This is a genomic window from Pseudomonas sp. 2822-15 (assembly GCF_002742515.1).
In the GTDB taxonomy this organism is placed as follows: Bacteria; Pseudomonadota; Gammaproteobacteria; order Pseudomonadales; family Pseudomonadaceae; genus Aquipseudomonas; species Aquipseudomonas salomonii.
Genome location: NZ_LJRY01000187.1, coordinates 732,866 through 748,400, shown reverse-complemented (window position 1 = coordinate 748,400; position 15,535 = coordinate 732,866). Strand labels below are relative to the sequence as shown.

Here is a 15,535-nt window from a genome sequence, read left to right as displayed (position 1 = left end):
GCGATTAATTCGCCTCTAGAAGTGGGTCGAGTGCGCGAACGTGCTCGACTTGCCAGCCAATCGGTACCACGTCGCCGACCGCAAGCGCTGTGTCCAGCTCAGCGATCGGTTGTTTCACAAAAAAATCGGCCTTTCCGCAGACTTCCAGGCGCACACGCACGTGGTCGCCCAGGTAGATAAATTCCGCCACCCGCCCAGAGAAGCGGTTGACGCAGGATTCACTGGAGCCATTGAGGCTGACGCGCTCCGGGCGTACTGACAGGGTCACCGGGCCGCCGAGCTGGCCGACATTCACTGCCAGTGCCTCAACCTTTTCACCGCGCGCCAACTCCACCACACAGCGCTCGCCGGTGTGGCTGTGCAGGCGGCCATTGAGTCGGTTGTTCTCGCCGATGAAGTTGGCAACGAAGGTGTTTTTTGGCTCTTCGTACAGGGTGCGCGGCGCGGCGATCTGCTGGATTTCGCCCTGATGGAATACCGCCACGCGGTCGGACATGGTCAAGGCTTCGCCCTGGTCGTGGGTCACGTACACCACGGTCACGCCGAGACGCTGGTGCAGGTGCTTGATCTCCATCTGCATGTGTTCGCGCAATTGTTTATCGAGAGCGCCGAGGGGCTCGTCCATCAACACCAGTTGCGGTTCGAACACCAGCGCCCGGGCCAAGGCCACGCGCTGTTGCTGACCGCCGGAGAGCTGCGCCGGGTAACGCTGGGCGAAGGCATCCAGCTGGACCATGCTCAGCACGCGTTTGACCCGCTCGCTGATATCGGTCTTGCTCAAGCCGCGCACCGACAAGGGGAATGCCAGGTTCTCTGCCACCGTCATGTGCGGGAACAGCGCGTAGTTCTGGAACACCATGCCGATGTCGCGCTTGTGCGGCGGCACATTGTTGATAGCGCGTCCGGCGAGCAAAATTTCCCCGGCGGTCGGCGTCTCGAAACCGGCGAGCATCATCAGGCTGGTGGTCTTGCCCGAACCGGACGGCCCGAGCAGGGTGAGGAACTCGCCCTTGCGAATCTCCAGGTTGAGGTCTTTGACGATCAGGTTCTCGCCGTCGTAGCTCTTCTGCACGCCACGAAAGCTGACCAGCACATCATTTGAATCCACCTCGCTCATACCCGCACCTTTTGTTTTGGACTGCTGTGGCACAAAGCGTAGTCCAGGCGCGAGCCCCCGGAAATCGGGGGCCAGGAGAGAATCACATCAGCAGGATGGAAGGTTGGGGGTAGGGATTGCCCTACACCGATGGCGGGCAGAGAACAGTGCGGCGGCAATCGTCAGCGTCTGCCGGCAAAGCCTATGTCGTAAACAGATACGCGCACCTGGAGGAGCCCGGCTTGATCGTTCCCTCGCTCCGCGTGGGAATGCAGCCCAGGACGCTCTGCGTCCTAAAGCGTGACGCAGAGCGTCACAAGAGGCGTTACCACGCGGAGCGTGGGAACGATCGAGGGGGTTACAAGAGTTTGTGTTCCATGGCGTACTTCACCAATTCAGCCAGTGACGTGATATTGAGCTTTTGCATCAACCGCGCCTTGTGGGTGCTGATGGTCTTGCTGCTCAGCGCCAGTTGCTGGGCGATGTCATTGACGTTGGCGCCCTGGGCCAGGCGCTCGAACACCGAGAACTCGCGCTCCGACAGTAATGAATGCAACGGCCGCGTATCGGTGAGGCCGACCTCAAAGACCATGCGGTCCGCCAGGTCCGGGTCGATGTAACGCCCGCCCGCCGCCACCTTGCGAATCGCCGTCAGTAACAGCGCCGGGTCACTGTCCTTGGTGGCATACCCCGCCGCCCCGACTTTCAGGGCGCGGGCAGCCATTTGCGCTTCATCGTGCATCGACAGCACCAGAATCGCGGGCGGGTTACTCAATGCACGGATGCGCGCAATCGCTTCCAGGCCATTGACGCCCGGCATCGAGATATCCAGCAACACCACCTCGCAGGCGATATGGCGCAAGGTCTCCAGCAACTGCTCGCCATTGCTGGCCTCGCCGACCACCAGCAGGTCTTTGGCCAGGCCAATCAATTGCTTGATGCCTTCACGAACAATGGTGTGGTCTTCGGCTACCAATACGCGAATCACAGGGGCTTGCTCCTATCGTTATGCATCCAACGGCACCGTGACACTCAACGTGGTGCCCTCCCCCGGCTCGCTGTGCAGGCTCAATTGCCCGCCCATCATCAGCACCCGCTCACGCATGCCGACTACGCCAAAGGACACCGGGCGGCCTGGGTTCTCGACGAAACCGACGCCGTCATCGCTGATGGTCAGCCGCAAGTCGGCGCTTTCCACTGTCAGGGTCAGTTCGACAGTATGCGCCTGGGCATGACGCATCACATTGGTCAGCGCCTCCTGGAGGATGCGGAACAGGCCAATAGCCTTGGCATCGCTGAGGGCCGGCAGGTTATCCGGGACTTGTACCAGGCAGGGAATGTGCGTGCGCGCTTCGAAGCGGCGGGCTTGCCATTCAATCGCCGAGGCGATGCCGGCGTCGAGAATCGGTGGGCGTAGCGCGGTCGCCACATCCCGGACAAGCTGGAACAACTGGGCGATCAGGCGTTTCATGCTGTTCAGGCGCTCGGTCAAGCCCGGGTCCAATTGCGCATAGGCCAGTTCGCACATCGACGTCTCCAGCTTGAGCACCGTGAGCATCTGCCCCAACTCGTCATGCACTTCACGGGCGATACGCGCCTTTTCCTCTTCGCGCACGGTTTCCAGGTGGGCAGACAGCTCGCGCAACTGTGTTTCGCTTTGCTGCAAGGCGGCCACGTAACGACGGCGCTCGGTGACGTCGTTGAGATAAACCACCAGGTATTCGCCCTCGGCAAAGCGCAGGAAGCTCAACGACACATCCGCCGGCAAGATGCTGCCGTCAGCGCGCACGCAATCGGCGGCGAAGGTCTGCGGGCCCTCTTCGCTGGCACGCGCACGCTTCCACACGTCAAGCCAGCGGTCCATATTCAAGGTCGGGTCAAAATCGATCAGCGGTCGCTCGATCAGCGCGCCAGCGGCGTAGCCCAGCATGGTCTCGGCGGCGCGGTTGGCGTAACGCACGTGGCTGTCCCAATTGACCCAAAGAATGCCGACCGTACTTTGATCGATGGAGAACTGCGTCAGCCGCAACGCTTCGGCACCGGCCGCACGCGCGGCGCTTTCTTCCCGGGCGGCCAGTAAGCTGTGTTCCAGCACTCGATGGTGACGGCGCTGCCAAACCACCACGGCGAGGCTGGCGAGCAGGAACATCGTCAAGAGCAGGCTGAGGTTTTGCCACAGGCCCGGCGACTCCGTCAGCCGTGGGTATTGGGGTTGCAGCCAGCGGCTGTGCAATTGGTCGAGGTCGCGGGCGGGTATCGCGCGCAAGCCACTTTGCATGATGCTCGCCAGTTCCGGCCACTCACGGCGGGTGGCCACACGCAGCAATTGCGGCAGGCCGATATCGCCGACCACCGCCAGCCCGGCAAACTCCGCCTCACCGGACAATCGGCTCAATTGCGCCTCATCCACCACGGCATAACGCGCCTGCTGGCTCACCAACAATTGCAGGGCCTGGCGCTCCAGGGGCACGCCTTGCAGGTTGAGGTTGGGATAATTGCTGCGCAGGTAATCGGCGACAGCGCTGGGCATGCGCACGGCGACGCGGGACAGCTCGTCAAGCTTTTCCAGCTCCACCGCGCCGCCGCCCTCGCGAATGCCGACGATATGCTGAGGCACGCGCATATAAGGGTCGCTGAATAACCACAGACGCAAGCCGGCCGGGGTTTGCTGCAGGCCCGGGGCGATATCCACCTCGCCATCGCGCACGGCGGCTTCCAGTTGCTCCTGGCTGGGGAAATTGCGCCAGGTCAGGTCGATATTCAGTGCTTTGGCCAGCCATTGCATCAATTCGACATTCGCCCCGGACAAGCGCTGCAGGCGCCGGTCGTATTGGGCGTACGGTGCTTGCAATACCACGCCCACGCGCAACTGCGGGTGCTGCGCCAGCCACTCACGCTGCTGAGCATTGAGCTGCGCCTGCGGCGCGACAGGCGCAGGCGCGGCATTCGCCATCAAGGCAAAGCACACACAGCCGATAACCAGCAGACAGCGAAAACCCATGATCCACGTCTCACATCACTGACAAACACTGACCAACCCATTAGGCTGCTGGAATCACTTCCGGCCGGGAATTAACGATGCCCTTTACCCACCGTTCGGCACTGCCAGCATTGTGCCTATCGCTGCTATTTACCAGCGCCTTTTCTGTTCAAGCCGCCGACACGCCTGCGCCCACCGCCGAAAAACCGGCTGAACGCCAACCGCTGCCCGAGCGCAGCCAGGAAGAAGCCAGCGCCCTGGAGCGTCAACTGCCGGCACAGGAACAGCAACAATTGCAGGCCGGCAGCGATTCATTCCTGGCCCTGTGGAAACCGGCCAACAGCGCCGAGCCTGAAGGTGTGGTGATTATTGTGCCGGGCGCCGGAGAAAGCGCCGATTGGCCACAAGCAATCGCGCCGCTGCGACGCAAGTTACCCGATGCCGATTGGGGCACCCTGAGCCTGTCGTTGCCGGATGTGAACCTCGACACCTTGCCGCCTCGGGTCATGGAGTCGCCCAAAACAGCGGTCGACACCAGCAGCAAAGACGGCAGCACGGCCGCCAAACCGATCGAACAAGCCGCCAGCGCCGAAGCCGAAGGCACTGACCCGGCGGTGGTGCCGGGGGCTGATGAACAGGACAAGACCGACGCCAAGCGCATCTTTGATCGCATCGACGCCGCCGTTGCCTTTGCCCAAACCCAAAGCGCGCGCAGCGTGGTGCTGCTCGGCCACGGCACCGGCGCCTGGTGGGCCGCGCGCTACCTGAGCGAGAAACAGCCGTCCCAAGTGCAGAAGTTGGTGATGGTGGCCGGCAAGACGCCGGCGGCCAGGCAGCCGGACCTGCAAAAACTGGCGCCGGCGCTGAAAGTGCCGACGGCGGATGTGTACTACCAGGACGACGCTCAGGCGCGCAAAAACGCCCTGGAACGTATCCAGGCCGCCAAGCGGGGGAAGAATGACGGCTATAAACAGGTGTCGCTCAAGACTCTGCCGGGCAACAGTGCGGCTGAGCAAGAGCAGCTGTATCGGCGGGTTCGTGGGTGGTTGAGCCCGGAGCCGGCCTCCAACTGATCCAGCCTGGTCACCAGCTCCCACACTGATTGGGTTGTCACTTCCAAAAATTGAGGTGGCTACCTGAAATCCCGCCGTTCACGAATCAACACATAAGCATTATGCAGCTCGCGGGTGCGCTCGGTGGCCTCACGCACTTGCGCCAGGCTTGCTCCCGTGCCGGCGATCTTGTCCGGGTGATGGCGGCTGAGCAGGCGGCGATAGGCGCGCTTGATCGCCGCCGGTTCGCTGGTGGAGGTCACCCCCAGAATCCGCAGCGCCTCCTGATACGCCCCGCCACGATTGGCCAATGGCTTGCGTTCGGGGGCGTAATCAGACGCCAGCGCCTGCAGCTGTTGCGGCGTCCACCCCAGCCATTTGCCCCACAGGTCAATCAGGTCGCGTTCGGCGTCATCGGCCCTGCCGTCCGCCCAGGCCATGCGCCAGCATGCACGCAACACACCTTCTGCCGCATGGGGTTGGGCTTTGAGTACGCGCAGGTAATTGCGCACCCGGTCGGATCCCGACTTGCCACGATTGAACGCGGTAATCGCCCGACGCTGGGCCGGCTCGCTCATGTCCAGTGAGCGCATTTCCTGACGCGCCTGCTGGATATGCCCAGCCATCACCCGGCCATTACTCTTGGCCAGGCGCCCCAACAACACAAACAGCAATTCGTCGTTGCGTAATGCCGGGCGCCCACCCAGGCGCTCGCGCAATTGCGCCCAACTGTGCAACTGCAGACGGCGATCCAGTGCCTGCCCCAGTAACGCGCCCAACAAGGCCCCCGGAATACTGGCAATGGCAAAGCCAGCCCCGGCACCAATCAGTGTCCCTGGCCACAACATCTTATTGCTCCGCAGTCAGCAAGGTTTCAACCTGCGCCAGACGCTCCAGCGTGCCGACATCAATCCAGCGTCCTGTCATGTGCTCTCCCGTTACCAGACCTTTGGCCATGGCCTCCCGCAACAGCGGCGCCAGTTTGAAGGCACCGGCGCTGCAGCCCGCAAACAACTGTGGGTCGAGCACTGATATGCCACTGAAGGTCAGGTTATCGGCACCGGGCGCGGCATCATGAAGCAGACCGTTGTCCAAATAAAAGTCGCCTCCCGTTGGCGCATGGGCAGGCATGTCGACCATGACCAAGTGGGCAAGCCCTTCCAGCGCCTTGTTGTGCAGACTGGCGAAATCGAAGTCCGTCCAGATATCGCCGTTGACCAACAGGAAAGGCTCGTCGCCCAGCAGCGGCAATGCCTTGAAAATCCCGCCGCCGGTTTCCAGTGGCTCGCCCTCGGCTGAATACTGAATGCGCAAGCCAAACTGCGCACCATCACCCAGATAGCTTTCAATCTGCTGGCCGAGCCAGGCATGGTTGATCACGATATCGGTGAAGCCGGCCCTGGCCAGCGCCTCCAGGTGATACTCGATCAAACGCTTGCCGCCCGCCTCCACCAGCGGTTTGGGCGTGTGCAACGTGAGCGGACGCATCCGCTCACCTTTGCCGGCGGCCAGAATCATGGCCTTCATACGCGCACCTCGGCCGGTTCACGCAGGCTGGCGAGCAACTCACCCAACTCGTCCAGCTCAGGCCGGTCGGCCAGTACGTCTTCTATATAAGCAAAGAAACGCGGCACGTCGGCCAGATAGCGTGGCTTGCCGTCGCGATGGCAGATGCGCGCAAAAATACCGATGACCTTGAGGTGGCGCTGCACGCCCATCAGGTCGCTGGCCCGCAGGAACTCCTCGAAATCGGTCTGCACCGGGATGCCCAACGCGCCGGCACGCGCCCAGTAGCCGCGCTGCCACTCGCGCACGCGGGCCTTGGGCCAGCTGAGAAACGCGTCCTTGAACAGACACGTGATGTCATAGGTAACCGGGCCGTAGACTGCGTCCTGGAAATCCAGCACGCCGGGGTTCGGCTCGCTGATCATCAGGTTGCGCGGCATGTAGTCGCGATGCACCAGCACTTTGGGCTGGGCCAGGGCACTGTCGATCAGGTGATCGCTGACGCGCTGCCACAAGGCCTGCTGCCGGGTGTCGAATTCGATACCCAAATGCCGGCGCACGTACCACTGCGGAAACAATTCCAGCTCACGGCGCAACAAGGCCACATCATAGCTGGGCAGCGGTGCGTCCATCGGCAATTGCTGAAAAGCCAGCAATGCGTCGATGGCATCGGCGAACAATTCGTCGGCGTTTTGTTCGTCAATCACGTCCAGATAGGTTTTTCTGCCCAGGTCATTAAGCAAAAGAAAGCCGCGCGGCAAATCTTCTGCATAAATTTTTGGCACATTTATTCCCGATTTCGCGAGTAAATCAGCGATATCGACGAAAGGTTTGCAGTTTTCCTGGGGCGGTGGAGCGTCCATGACGACGAACGTGCGACCGCCGCCCTCCCAGCGGAAATAACGCCTGAAACTCGCGTCGCTGCTGGCCGCGGTCAATGTGGCCGGAGGTACGACACCCCAGTCCTGAGCGTTGAAAAGGATCGGCAACTGCTCATCCAGCCAAACTTTCAGCTGTTGTAAACGTAGATCTTGCTCGGGCATTACAAGGGTCTCCGACGGCGCTAGCCGTCAAGCGGGTCATGCTTTATTATCACGCATCTTTTTCAGACCATCGAGAGGCGTGCGGCCCAAACCGCGGGCAGATGGCACGCAGGAAGCCCGGACTAATAAGATGGCATTGAAATCCCCCGCGTTTCGTAGAAAATTTCCGTTGCTGGTAACCGGCAGTCTGCTGGCCATGCAACCTTTCGCCACCTCATTCGTGGTCGCCGCGGAACAGTATGACTGCTCAGTCTCTGCTTCGGGTGCCTGGGATTGCGCGCCAAAAACCGCCGCAGCCCCATTACCACCGCGCCCGGTGCACGACGGTGCAGCCGTCAGCGCCGCTGGCAGCACGGCGCAAGCCGATGCTGGCGGCAGCGCTGCGGCCGAGCCGAAGACCACCCTGGTCACCGAGTCCAAGGGCCGTGGCCTGCGTTCGCGCAGTGCCGACTACAGCCACCTGGACTGGGTGCCTCGCGACAAGCTGACCGCAGCCCAACTGGCTGAGACCGGCCCGTATTGCTCCGGCGCGTATATCGAGCCGACCCGTCCTGGCATGAACGACAAGACGGACAAAAGCGATTCGCCGACCTTCATCGGTGCCAAGGTGTCTCGTTACGAGCAGGAACAGCAGGTTGCGACCCTGGCCGGTGACGTCGTCATGCGCCAGGGCAGCATGCAGCTGGAGGCTCAGGAAGCCAACCTGTACCAGGCCGAGAACCGTGGCGAGCTGAACGGCGATGTGCGTCTGCGCGACAACGGCGCCCTGATCGTCGGCGACCACGCCGAGGTGCAACTCGATACCGGTGCGGCCCAGATCGACAACGCCGAATACGTGCTGCACAAGTCGCGCGTTCGCGGTAACGCGCTGTACGCCAAACGTGCCGAAAACGCGATCATCCGTCTCAAGGACGGTACGTACACCACCTGCGAGCCGGACAGCAACGCCTGGCAGCTCAAGGGCAACAACATCACGTTGAACCCGGCCACCGGTTTCGGTACGGCCACCAACGCGACGTTGCGGATCAAGAACATCCCGATCCTCTATACCCCGTACATCTACTTCCCGATCGACGACCGTCGTCAATCCGGCTTCCTGCCGCCAAGCTTCAGCACCGGCAGCGAAACCGGCTTTACACTGGTTACGCCGTACTACTTCAACCTGGCGCCAAACTACGACGCCACGTTGTACCCGCAATACATGACCAAGCGCGGCATGATGGTAGAGGGCGAATTCCGCTATCTCACCAAGTCCAGCGAAGGTCAGTTCGGCGGCGCGTACCTGAACGACGACAGCGACGAGCGCAAGAATCAGACTGATTACGAAAAAACCCGTTACATGCTCAACTGGCAGCACAAAGGCGGGCTGGATTCGCGAGTATCGACCCAGGTCGACTACACCAACATCAGCGACCCTTACTTCTTCCAGGACCTCAAGACTTATCAGGAAGGCATCCAGCCTCGAGATTTCGTCAACCAGCAGGGCGCCGTCACTTACCGCGGCGACTCCTATCAGGCGCGCCTGAACCTGCAGGCTTACCAGCTCGCGACGATTTCCCAGATCACCCCCTACAACCGGTTGCCGCAGATCACCTTCAACGGGATGCTGCCGTACCATCCAGGTGGTGTGAACTTCACCTATGAAACCGAAGCTGTTCGGTTTGATCGTGACCTGGAAAACGGCAACTTTACCGATGAGAACAACCTGGTTACGCCTCGCCTCGATACTTTTGTTACGGGCCTGACCCGTGCCAACGGTACTCGACTGAACGTCGCGCCGGCTGTTGATTACCCGATGAACTGGACCTACGGTTTTATTACGCCGAAGCTCAAGTATGTGTACACCAAGTACGATCTTGACCTGGACAGCACCGGTAAGAACCAGATCATCGCGCAACAAGCGGCATCGACTGCGGCTAATCCTTATGCTGGTGGCGACTTCAAGAGCTCCCAGGACCGCGCTATTCCAATCGCCAGTATCGACAGCGGCCTGTACTTCGACCGCAATACCAACTGGTTCGGCAAGGACTATCGCCAGACGTTGGAACCGCGCGCGTTCTATCTCTATGTGCCTAACAAGGACCAGAGCGATATCCCGGTATTCGACACCAGTGAATACTCGTTCAGCTACTCCTCGCTGTTCCGCGACAACCGCTTCAGCGGCACCGACCGGATTGGCGATGAGAACAAGCTGTCCCTGGGCGTGACCAGCCGCTGGATTGAAGACAACGGCTTCGAACGTCAGCGTGTGTCCGTAGGTCAGGCGGTGTACTTCAAGGATCGCCAGGTTCAATTGCCGGGCGTCCTTGCTTCCGACCGCTCCGACGCACAGTCCGACGTGTCGCCTGTTGCCCTGGAATACGAATACCGCTACAACCGCGATTGGCGCGCCACAGCCGACTTCAACTGGGACACCGAAGAACATAGCACCCGCTCCGGCAGTGCAATGCTTCACTACCAGCCGGAAGACAACCCGAACAAGATCATCAACGTCGGCTATCGCTATCGCAACGACCAAGTGGTCTACAACCAACTGACCGGCAAATGGCAGTTCGGTGGTGACTACGGGCAACCAGGCGACGCGAACTTCGTGAAGGATTACTACAAAATCCAGCAACACGACTTCTCGATGATGTGGCCGATCATTCCGCAGTGGAACCTGATCACCCGCTGGCAGTATGACTATGCCCGCAACCGTACGCTGGAAGCCTTCGGTGGTTTCGAGTACGACAACTGCTGCTGGAAACTGCGCGTCATCAACCGTTACTGGGTTTCCAACGACGAATACAGCCAGATCGCCCCGCTTAACGAAAAGGGTGACCACGGGCTCTTCTTCCAGATCGTCCTCAAAGGACTCGGCGGCCTGACCGGCGCCAAGGTAGAGAGCTTCCTCGACAAAGGCATTGAAGGTTATCGTGAACGTGAAGACCAAGCTTTCTGATTGCTTGCGCCCGCTAGTGCTGGGCGCGCTGTTCCTGGGGGCCGCATCGGCGCACGCTGCGGTTCAACAGCTGGACAAGGTAGTGGCCATCGTCGATAACGACGTGATCATGCAGAGCCAACTCGACCAACGGGTCAAGGAAGTTCAGCAAACCATCGCCAAACGTGGCGGCGGCGTACCGCCTACCAGCGTGCTGGACCCACAGGTACTTGAGCGCCTGATCGTCGAAAACCTGCAACTGCAGATCGGCGAGCGCTCCGGCATCCGTATTTCGGACGAAGAACTGAACCAGGCCGTCGGCACCATCGCTCAGCGCAATAACATGAGCATTGACCAGTTCAAGGCCGCCCTGGCCCACGACGGTTTGTCTTATGAAGACGCCCGTGACCAGATCAAGCGTGAAATGATCATCAGCCGTGTGCGTCAGCGCCGTGTAGCGGAGCGGGTTCAGGTGTCTGAGCAGGAAGTGAAGAACTTCCTGGCCTCGGACTTGGGCAAGATGCAGCTCTCCGAAGAACTGCACCTGGCCAATATCCTGGTTCCAACCCCGGACAGCGCCAGCTCCGAGCAGCTCAATGCCGCTGCGGCGAAAACCCAGGCTATTTATGATCGCCTGAAAGCCGGTGCTGACTTTGCCCAGACGGCCATCGCCATGTCCGGCAGCGACAACGCCCTGGACGGCGGTGACATGGGCTGGCGTAAAGCCGCGCAACTGCCACCTCCGTTCGACCGTGAGCTGAGCGCCATGAATGTGGGTGACATCACACAGCCGGCGCGTACGCCAGGCGGTTTCATCATCCTCAAGTTGCTCGGCAAACGCGGCGGCGAGACCTCGCTGAAAGACGAAGTGCATGTTCGTCATATCCTGGTCAAACCAAGCGAAATCCGCACCGAGGCGCAAACCAAGGAGCTGGCCCAGAAGATCTATGAACGCATCGAAGGCGGTGAAGACTTCGCCACCCTGGCCAAGAGCTTCTCGGAAGACCCGGGTTCCGCCCTCAACGGTGGCGACCTGAACTGGATCGACCCGAAAGCGCTGGTGCCGGAGTTCCAGGAAGTCATGGCCAAGACCCCGCAAGGCGTTCTGTCCAAGCCGTTCAAGACTCAATATGGCTGGCACGTCCTGGAAGTCCTTGGCCGTCGCGCCACCGACAACACCACCCAGGCCCGCGAGCAACAAGCCCTGACCGTGCTGCGTAACCGCAAGTACGACGAAGAGCTGCAAACCTGGTTGCGTCAGATTCGTGACGAAGCCTACGTAGAGAACAAGCTGCCAGGCGCCGAGCAAACAGGCACCGACCAGGCAGCACAGTGAAACCCCAGCGTTTCGCGGTAACACCCGGCGAGCCGGCCGGCATTGGTCCAGACCTGTGCCTGCTGCTCGCCTCGCACCCTCAGCCACACCCCCTGATTGCCATTACCAGCCGCGACCTGCTCCTTGAGCGGGCCGCGCAGCTGGGTGTGGCTGTCACCTTGCTGGACGTGGCGCCGGGCAACTGGCCCGACCTGCCCGCCCCGGCCGGCAGCCTGTATGTGTGGAACACGCCGCTGGCAGCCAAGGTGGTAGCCGGGCAACTGGACAAGGCCAACGCGGCGTTTGTGCTGCAAACCCTGACGCGTGCCGGCCAAGGCTGCATCGACGGCGACTTCGCCGGCATGATCACCGCCCCGGTGCATAAAGGCGTGATCAACGAATCCGGCATTGCCTTTTCCGGCCATACCGAATTTCTCGCCGAGCTGACCCATACCGAACAAGTCGTGATGATGCTGGCCACGCGCGGCCTGCGGGTTGCGCTGGTAACCACGCACCTGCCGTTGCGCGATATCGCCGATGCCATCACTGCCGAGCGTGTAGAGCGCGTCACACGCATCCTGCACGCCGACCTGCAACAGAAGTTCGGCATTGCCCAACCGCGCATCCTGGTGTGCGGGCTCAACCCGCATGCCGGTGAAGGCGGTCATTTGGGCCATGAAGAAATCGACATCATTGAACCGACATTAGAGCGCCTGCGCCAAGAAGGCATGGACCTGCGTGGCCCATTGCCTGCAGACACTCTGTTTACCCCCAAATATCTGGAGCACTGCGACGCAGTGCTGGCGATGTACCATGACCAGGGGCTGCCCGTGCTGAAGTACAAAGGCTTCGGCGCCGCAGTCAACGTAACACTGGGCCTGCCGATCATCCGCACCTCCGTCGACCATGGCACCGCCCTGGACCTGGCGGGCAGCGGCAAGATCGATACCGGCAGCCTGCACGTGGCCCTGGAAACCGCCTATCAGATGGCCGAGACCCGTATATGACTGAGCATTACCAACACCGGGCGCGCAAGCGCTTCGGTCAAAACTTCCTGCACGACGCTGGTGTGATCGACCGTATCCTGCGCTCCATCCATGCCAAGCCGGAAGACCGCTTGCTGGAAATCGGCCCGGGCCAGGGCGCCTTGACCCAAGGCCTGCTCAACAGCGGCGGCCAGTTGGACGTGGTTGAACTGGACAAGGACCTGATCCCGATCCTCAACCAGCAATTTGCCGGCATGCCCAACTTCAACCTGCACCAGGGCGACGCGCTGAAGTTCGACTTCAACAGCCTCAACGCCGCGCCCAACAGCCTGCGCGTGGTCGGCAACCTGCCGTACAACATCTCCACGCCGCTGATTTTTCACCTGCTGAACAACGCCGGGATCATCCGCGACATGCACTTCATGCTGCAAAAGGAAGTGGTTGAGCGTTTGGCCGCAGGCCCAGGCGGTGGTGATTGGGGCCGCCTGTCGATCATGGTTCAGTACCATTGCCGCGTAGAGCACCTGTTCAACGTCGGCCCTGGCGCCTTCAACCCGCCGCCGAAGGTCGACTCGGCCATCGTGCGCCTGGTGCCGCACGCGGTGCTGCCGCACCCGGCCAAAGACCACAAGCTGCTGGAGCGCGTGGTACGCGAAGCGTTCAACCAACGCCGCAAGACTCTGCGCAACACCCTCAAGGCGCTGTTGAGCAACGCCGAGATCGAAGCCGCCGGCGTCGACGGCGGACTGCGCCCCGAGCAGCTGGACCTGGCCGCATTTGTGCGCCTGGCTGATCAGCTTGCGATCCAGCCCGCGCCAACCGTGGAATAAGCTGCAACTCGATACCCCTGTGGGAGCGGGCTTGCCCGCGATGACGGTGCATCAGTTACACACTCTGTGACTGACACACTGCATTCGCGAGCAAGCCCGCTCCCACATTTGCGCTGCGTTATACCGATAACGCTTGCCGGCTGCCCGACACATGTCTGGCCTAGTGCCCCGCTCATGGCCTAGACTGATCCGCATCTGCTGTCCTCCGCTTTTGCTCTTAAGGCCTCTTGCATGTCCGATCCTCGCTACCAGATCGACGTCAGCGTCGTCACCCGCTTCCTGGCGGACCAATCACACCCCGAAGACAATCGTTATGCCTTTGCCTACACCATCACGGTGAAGAACAACGGGCAGGTGCCGGCCAAACTGCTGTCGCGCCACTGGGTAATTACCGATGGCGACGGTCAGGTCGAGGAAGTGCGTGGTGCCGGCGTGGTTGGTCAGCAGCCGTTGATCGACATCGGCGCCAGCCATACCTACAGCAGCGGCACAGTGATGACCTCCAAGGTCGGCACCATGCAGGGCTCGTATCAGATGAAAGCCACCGACGGAAAACTGTTCGACGCCATCATCGCGCCGTTTCGCCTCGCAGTGCCCGGAGCCCTGCACTGATGACGACGTACGCGGTCGGTGACCTGCAAGGCTGCCTGGAACCCCTCAAATGCCTGCTGGAGCGCGTAGCCTTCAACCCGGCGAGCGACCGCTTGTGGCTGGTCGGCGACCTGGTCAATCGCGGCCCCGAGTCCCTCGAGACCCTGCGCTTTCTTTATAAGATGCGCGATTCATTGGTGTGCGTGCTGGGCAACCATGACCTGCACCTGCTGGCGGCCGGCAATAACATCGAACGCTTGAAAAAAGGCGACACCCTGCGCGAGATCCTGGAAGCGCCGGACAGAACTGAATTGCTGGACTGGCTGCGCCGCCAAAAGCTCATGCATTACGACGAAGGCCGCAACATGGCCTTGGTGCATGCCGGCATCCCGCCCCAATGGACACTGAAGAAAGCCCTCAAGTGTGCCGCCGAAGTCGAAATTGCCCTGGCCGATGACAACCTGTACACCGCCTACCTCGACGGCATGTACGGCAACGAGCCGGTCAAGTGGGACAATGACCTCACCGGCGTGGCCCGACTGCGCGTGATCACCAACTACTTCACACGCATGCGCTTCTGCACCGCCGAAGGCAAGCTGGACCTAAAGAGCAAGGAAGGCGCCGACACTGCGCTGCCCGGTTATAAGCCATGGTTTGCCCACAAGGAACGCAAGACCCGTGACACGAAGATCATCTTCGGTCACTGGGCGGCCCTGGAAGGCAAATGCGAAGAACCCGGCGTGTTCGCCCTCGACACCGGTTGCGTGTGGGGCGGCGCCATGACCCTGATGAACATCGACACCGGCGAGCGCCTGAGCTGCCAGTGCGAACCTCCCCCTTCTGTCACACTGCCGGGCGCCAAGCCCTAGGAGCCCGCCATGAGCGAATTCAAACGTATCCCTCCCGAACAAGCCCAGGCCCTGCGCGAGCAAGGCGCCGTGGTGGTCGACATTCGCGACCAGCCGACCTATGCAGCAGGCCACATCAGTGGCGCGCAGCACCTGGATAACCACAACATCCAAGACTTCATCCGCGCCGCCGACCTCGACGCGCCAGTGATCGTGGCCTGCTACCACGGCAATTCCAGCCAGAGCGCAGCGGCCTATCTGATCAGCCAGGGCTTCTCCGACGTCTATAGCCTGGACGGCGGCTTTGAGCTGTGGCGCACGACCTATCCTGCAGAAATTGCCTCTGGCGATTCGCAATAATTTTTTTC

General features: G+C 61.2%; 14 protein-coding genes. 8 read left to right on the top strand and 6 right to left on the bottom strand.

The window, feature by feature from the left end:
• Nucleotides 1-4 precede the first annotated feature (4 nt).
• The 3 genes from AOA59_RS18295 to AOA59_RS18285 all read right to left on the bottom strand — a co-directional run bounded on the left by AOA59_RS18295 (nt 5) and on the right by AOA59_RS18285 (nt 4,097).
• Nucleotides 5-1,117, bottom strand: a complete 1,113-nt coding sequence (locus tag AOA59_RS18295) for an ABC transporter ATP-binding protein (protein ID WP_065929377.1) — start codon at nt 1,115-1,117, stop codon at nt 5-7.
• A 337-nt stretch (nt 1,118-1,454) separates the two neighbouring features.
• Nucleotides 1,455-2,084, bottom strand: a complete 630-nt coding sequence (locus tag AOA59_RS18290; protein ID WP_099488607.1) for a response regulator transcription factor — start codon at nt 2,082-2,084, stop codon at nt 1,455-1,457.
• Nucleotides 2,085-2,102: 18 nt separating this feature from the next.
• A complete protein-coding gene (locus AOA59_RS18285; protein ID WP_099488606.1) occupies nt 2,103-4,097 on the bottom strand; it encodes a histidine kinase in 1,995 nt (664 codons plus the stop codon).
• Nucleotides 4,098-4,174: 77 nt separating this feature from the next.
• On the opposite strand from AOA59_RS18285, the gene AOA59_RS18280 reads away from it, so the two are divergent.
• Nucleotides 4,175-5,149 (top strand): alpha/beta hydrolase family protein, encoded by a 975-nt coding sequence (locus tag AOA59_RS18280; protein ID WP_099488604.1) that lies wholly within the window; start codon nt 4,175-4,177, stop codon nt 5,147-5,149.
• Between the two features lie 59 nt (nt 5,150-5,208).
• Here AOA59_RS18280 and AOA59_RS18275 read toward each other — a convergent pair whose 3' ends face one another.
• From AOA59_RS18275 to AOA59_RS18265, 3 genes are read right to left on the bottom strand one after another with little or no spacing between them, the layout of a single operon-like run.
• Complete coding sequence (locus AOA59_RS18275; RefSeq protein ID WP_099488602.1) at nt 5,209-5,976, bottom strand: TerB family tellurite resistance protein; 768 nt, start codon at nt 5,974-5,976, stop codon at nt 5,209-5,211.
• A 1-nt stretch (nt 5,977) separates the two neighbouring features.
• Nucleotides 5,978-6,655 carry an N-acetylmuramate alpha-1-phosphate uridylyltransferase MurU gene (murU, locus tag AOA59_RS18270; RefSeq protein WP_068932279.1) on the bottom strand — a complete coding sequence of 226 codons (678 nt, stop codon included), beginning with the start codon at nt 6,653-6,655 and terminating at the stop codon, nt 5,978-5,980.
• The gene (locus AOA59_RS18265) at nt 6,652-7,677 is read right to left on the bottom strand and encodes an aminoglycoside phosphotransferase family protein (protein ID WP_099488600.1); all 1,026 of its coding nucleotides are present in this window, start codon (nt 7,675-7,677) and stop codon (nt 6,652-6,654) included. The genes murU and AOA59_RS18265 overlap by 4 nt, the downstream gene beginning before the upstream one ends.
• 130 nt (nt 7,678-7,807) lie before the next feature.
• Between AOA59_RS18265 and AOA59_RS18260 the strand changes: the two genes are divergently transcribed.
• The 7 genes from AOA59_RS18260 (at nt 7,808) to glpE (ending at nt 15,527) form a co-directional block, all read left to right on the top strand.
• On the top strand, nt 7,808-10,618 hold the full coding sequence (locus AOA59_RS18260) for an LPS-assembly protein LptD (RefSeq protein WP_099488598.1): 2,811 nt from the start codon (nt 7,808-7,810) through the stop codon (nt 10,616-10,618).
• A complete protein-coding gene (locus AOA59_RS18255; protein ID WP_065929486.1) occupies nt 10,599-11,933 on the top strand; it encodes a peptidylprolyl isomerase in 1,335 nt (444 codons plus the stop codon). The genes AOA59_RS18260 and AOA59_RS18255 overlap by 20 nt, the downstream gene beginning before the upstream one ends.
• The gene (gene pdxA / locus AOA59_RS18250; RefSeq protein ID WP_099488596.1) at nt 11,930-12,919 is read left to right on the top strand and encodes a 4-hydroxythreonine-4-phosphate dehydrogenase PdxA; all 990 of its coding nucleotides are present in this window, start codon (nt 11,930-11,932) and stop codon (nt 12,917-12,919) included. The genes AOA59_RS18255 and pdxA overlap by 4 nt, the downstream gene beginning before the upstream one ends.
• Nucleotides 12,916-13,728, top strand: a complete 813-nt coding sequence (rsmA, locus tag AOA59_RS18245; protein WP_056857851.1) for a 16S rRNA (adenine(1518)-N(6)/adenine(1519)-N(6))-dimethyltransferase RsmA — start codon at nt 12,916-12,918, stop codon at nt 13,726-13,728. The genes pdxA and rsmA overlap by 4 nt, the downstream gene beginning before the upstream one ends.
• 231 nt (nt 13,729-13,959) lie before the next feature.
• On the top strand, nt 13,960-14,340 hold the full coding sequence (gene apaG, locus AOA59_RS18240; protein ID WP_065929387.1) for a Co2+/Mg2+ efflux protein ApaG: 381 nt from the start codon (nt 13,960-13,962) through the stop codon (nt 14,338-14,340).
• Nucleotides 14,340-15,188, top strand: a complete 849-nt coding sequence (locus AOA59_RS18235) for a symmetrical bis(5'-nucleosyl)-tetraphosphatase (RefSeq protein ID WP_099488594.1) — start codon at nt 14,340-14,342, stop codon at nt 15,186-15,188. Before apaG ends, AOA59_RS18235 begins: the two co-directional genes overlap by 1 nt.
• 9 nt (nt 15,189-15,197) lie before the next feature.
• Complete coding sequence (gene glpE, locus AOA59_RS18230) at nt 15,198-15,527, top strand: thiosulfate sulfurtransferase GlpE (RefSeq protein WP_069786297.1); 330 nt, start codon at nt 15,198-15,200, stop codon at nt 15,525-15,527.
• Nucleotides 15,528-15,535: the final 8 nt, after the last annotated feature.

What these genes read in the sequence shown, in the direction of transcription:
- glpE (WP_069786297.1), top strand. Translation starts at nt 15,198, where the DNA reads ATGAGCGAATTCAAACGTATCCCTCCCGAACAAGCCCAGGCCCTGCGC.
- AOA59_RS18260 (WP_099488598.1), top strand. Translation starts at nt 7,808, where the DNA reads ATGGCATTGAAATCCCCCGCGTTTCGTAGAAAATTTCCGTTGCTGGTA.
- AOA59_RS18285 (WP_099488606.1), bottom strand. Translation starts at nt 4,097, where the DNA reads ATGGGTTTTCGCTGTCTGCTGGTTATCGGCTGTGTGTGCTTTGCCTTG.
- AOA59_RS18280 (WP_099488604.1), top strand. Translation starts at nt 4,175, where the DNA reads ATGCCCTTTACCCACCGTTCGGCACTGCCAGCATTGTGCCTATCGCTG.
- rsmA (WP_056857851.1), top strand. Translation starts at nt 12,916, where the DNA reads ATGACTGAGCATTACCAACACCGGGCGCGCAAGCGCTTCGGTCAAAAC.
- AOA59_RS18275 (WP_099488602.1), bottom strand. Translation starts at nt 5,976, where the DNA reads ATGTTGTGGCCAGGGACACTGATTGGTGCCGGGGCTGGCTTTGCCATT.
- AOA59_RS18295 (WP_065929377.1), bottom strand. Translation starts at nt 1,117, where the DNA reads ATGAGCGAGGTGGATTCAAATGATGTGCTGGTCAGCTTTCGTGGCGTG.
- apaG (WP_065929387.1), top strand. Translation starts at nt 13,960, where the DNA reads ATGTCCGATCCTCGCTACCAGATCGACGTCAGCGTCGTCACCCGCTTC.
- AOA59_RS18235 (WP_099488594.1), top strand. Translation starts at nt 14,340, where the DNA reads ATGACGACGTACGCGGTCGGTGACCTGCAAGGCTGCCTGGAACCCCTC.
- murU (WP_068932279.1), bottom strand. Translation starts at nt 6,655, where the DNA reads ATGAAGGCCATGATTCTGGCCGCCGGCAAAGGTGAGCGGATGCGTCCG.
- AOA59_RS18265 (WP_099488600.1), bottom strand. Translation starts at nt 7,677, where the DNA reads ATGCCCGAGCAAGATCTACGTTTACAACAGCTGAAAGTTTGGCTGGAT.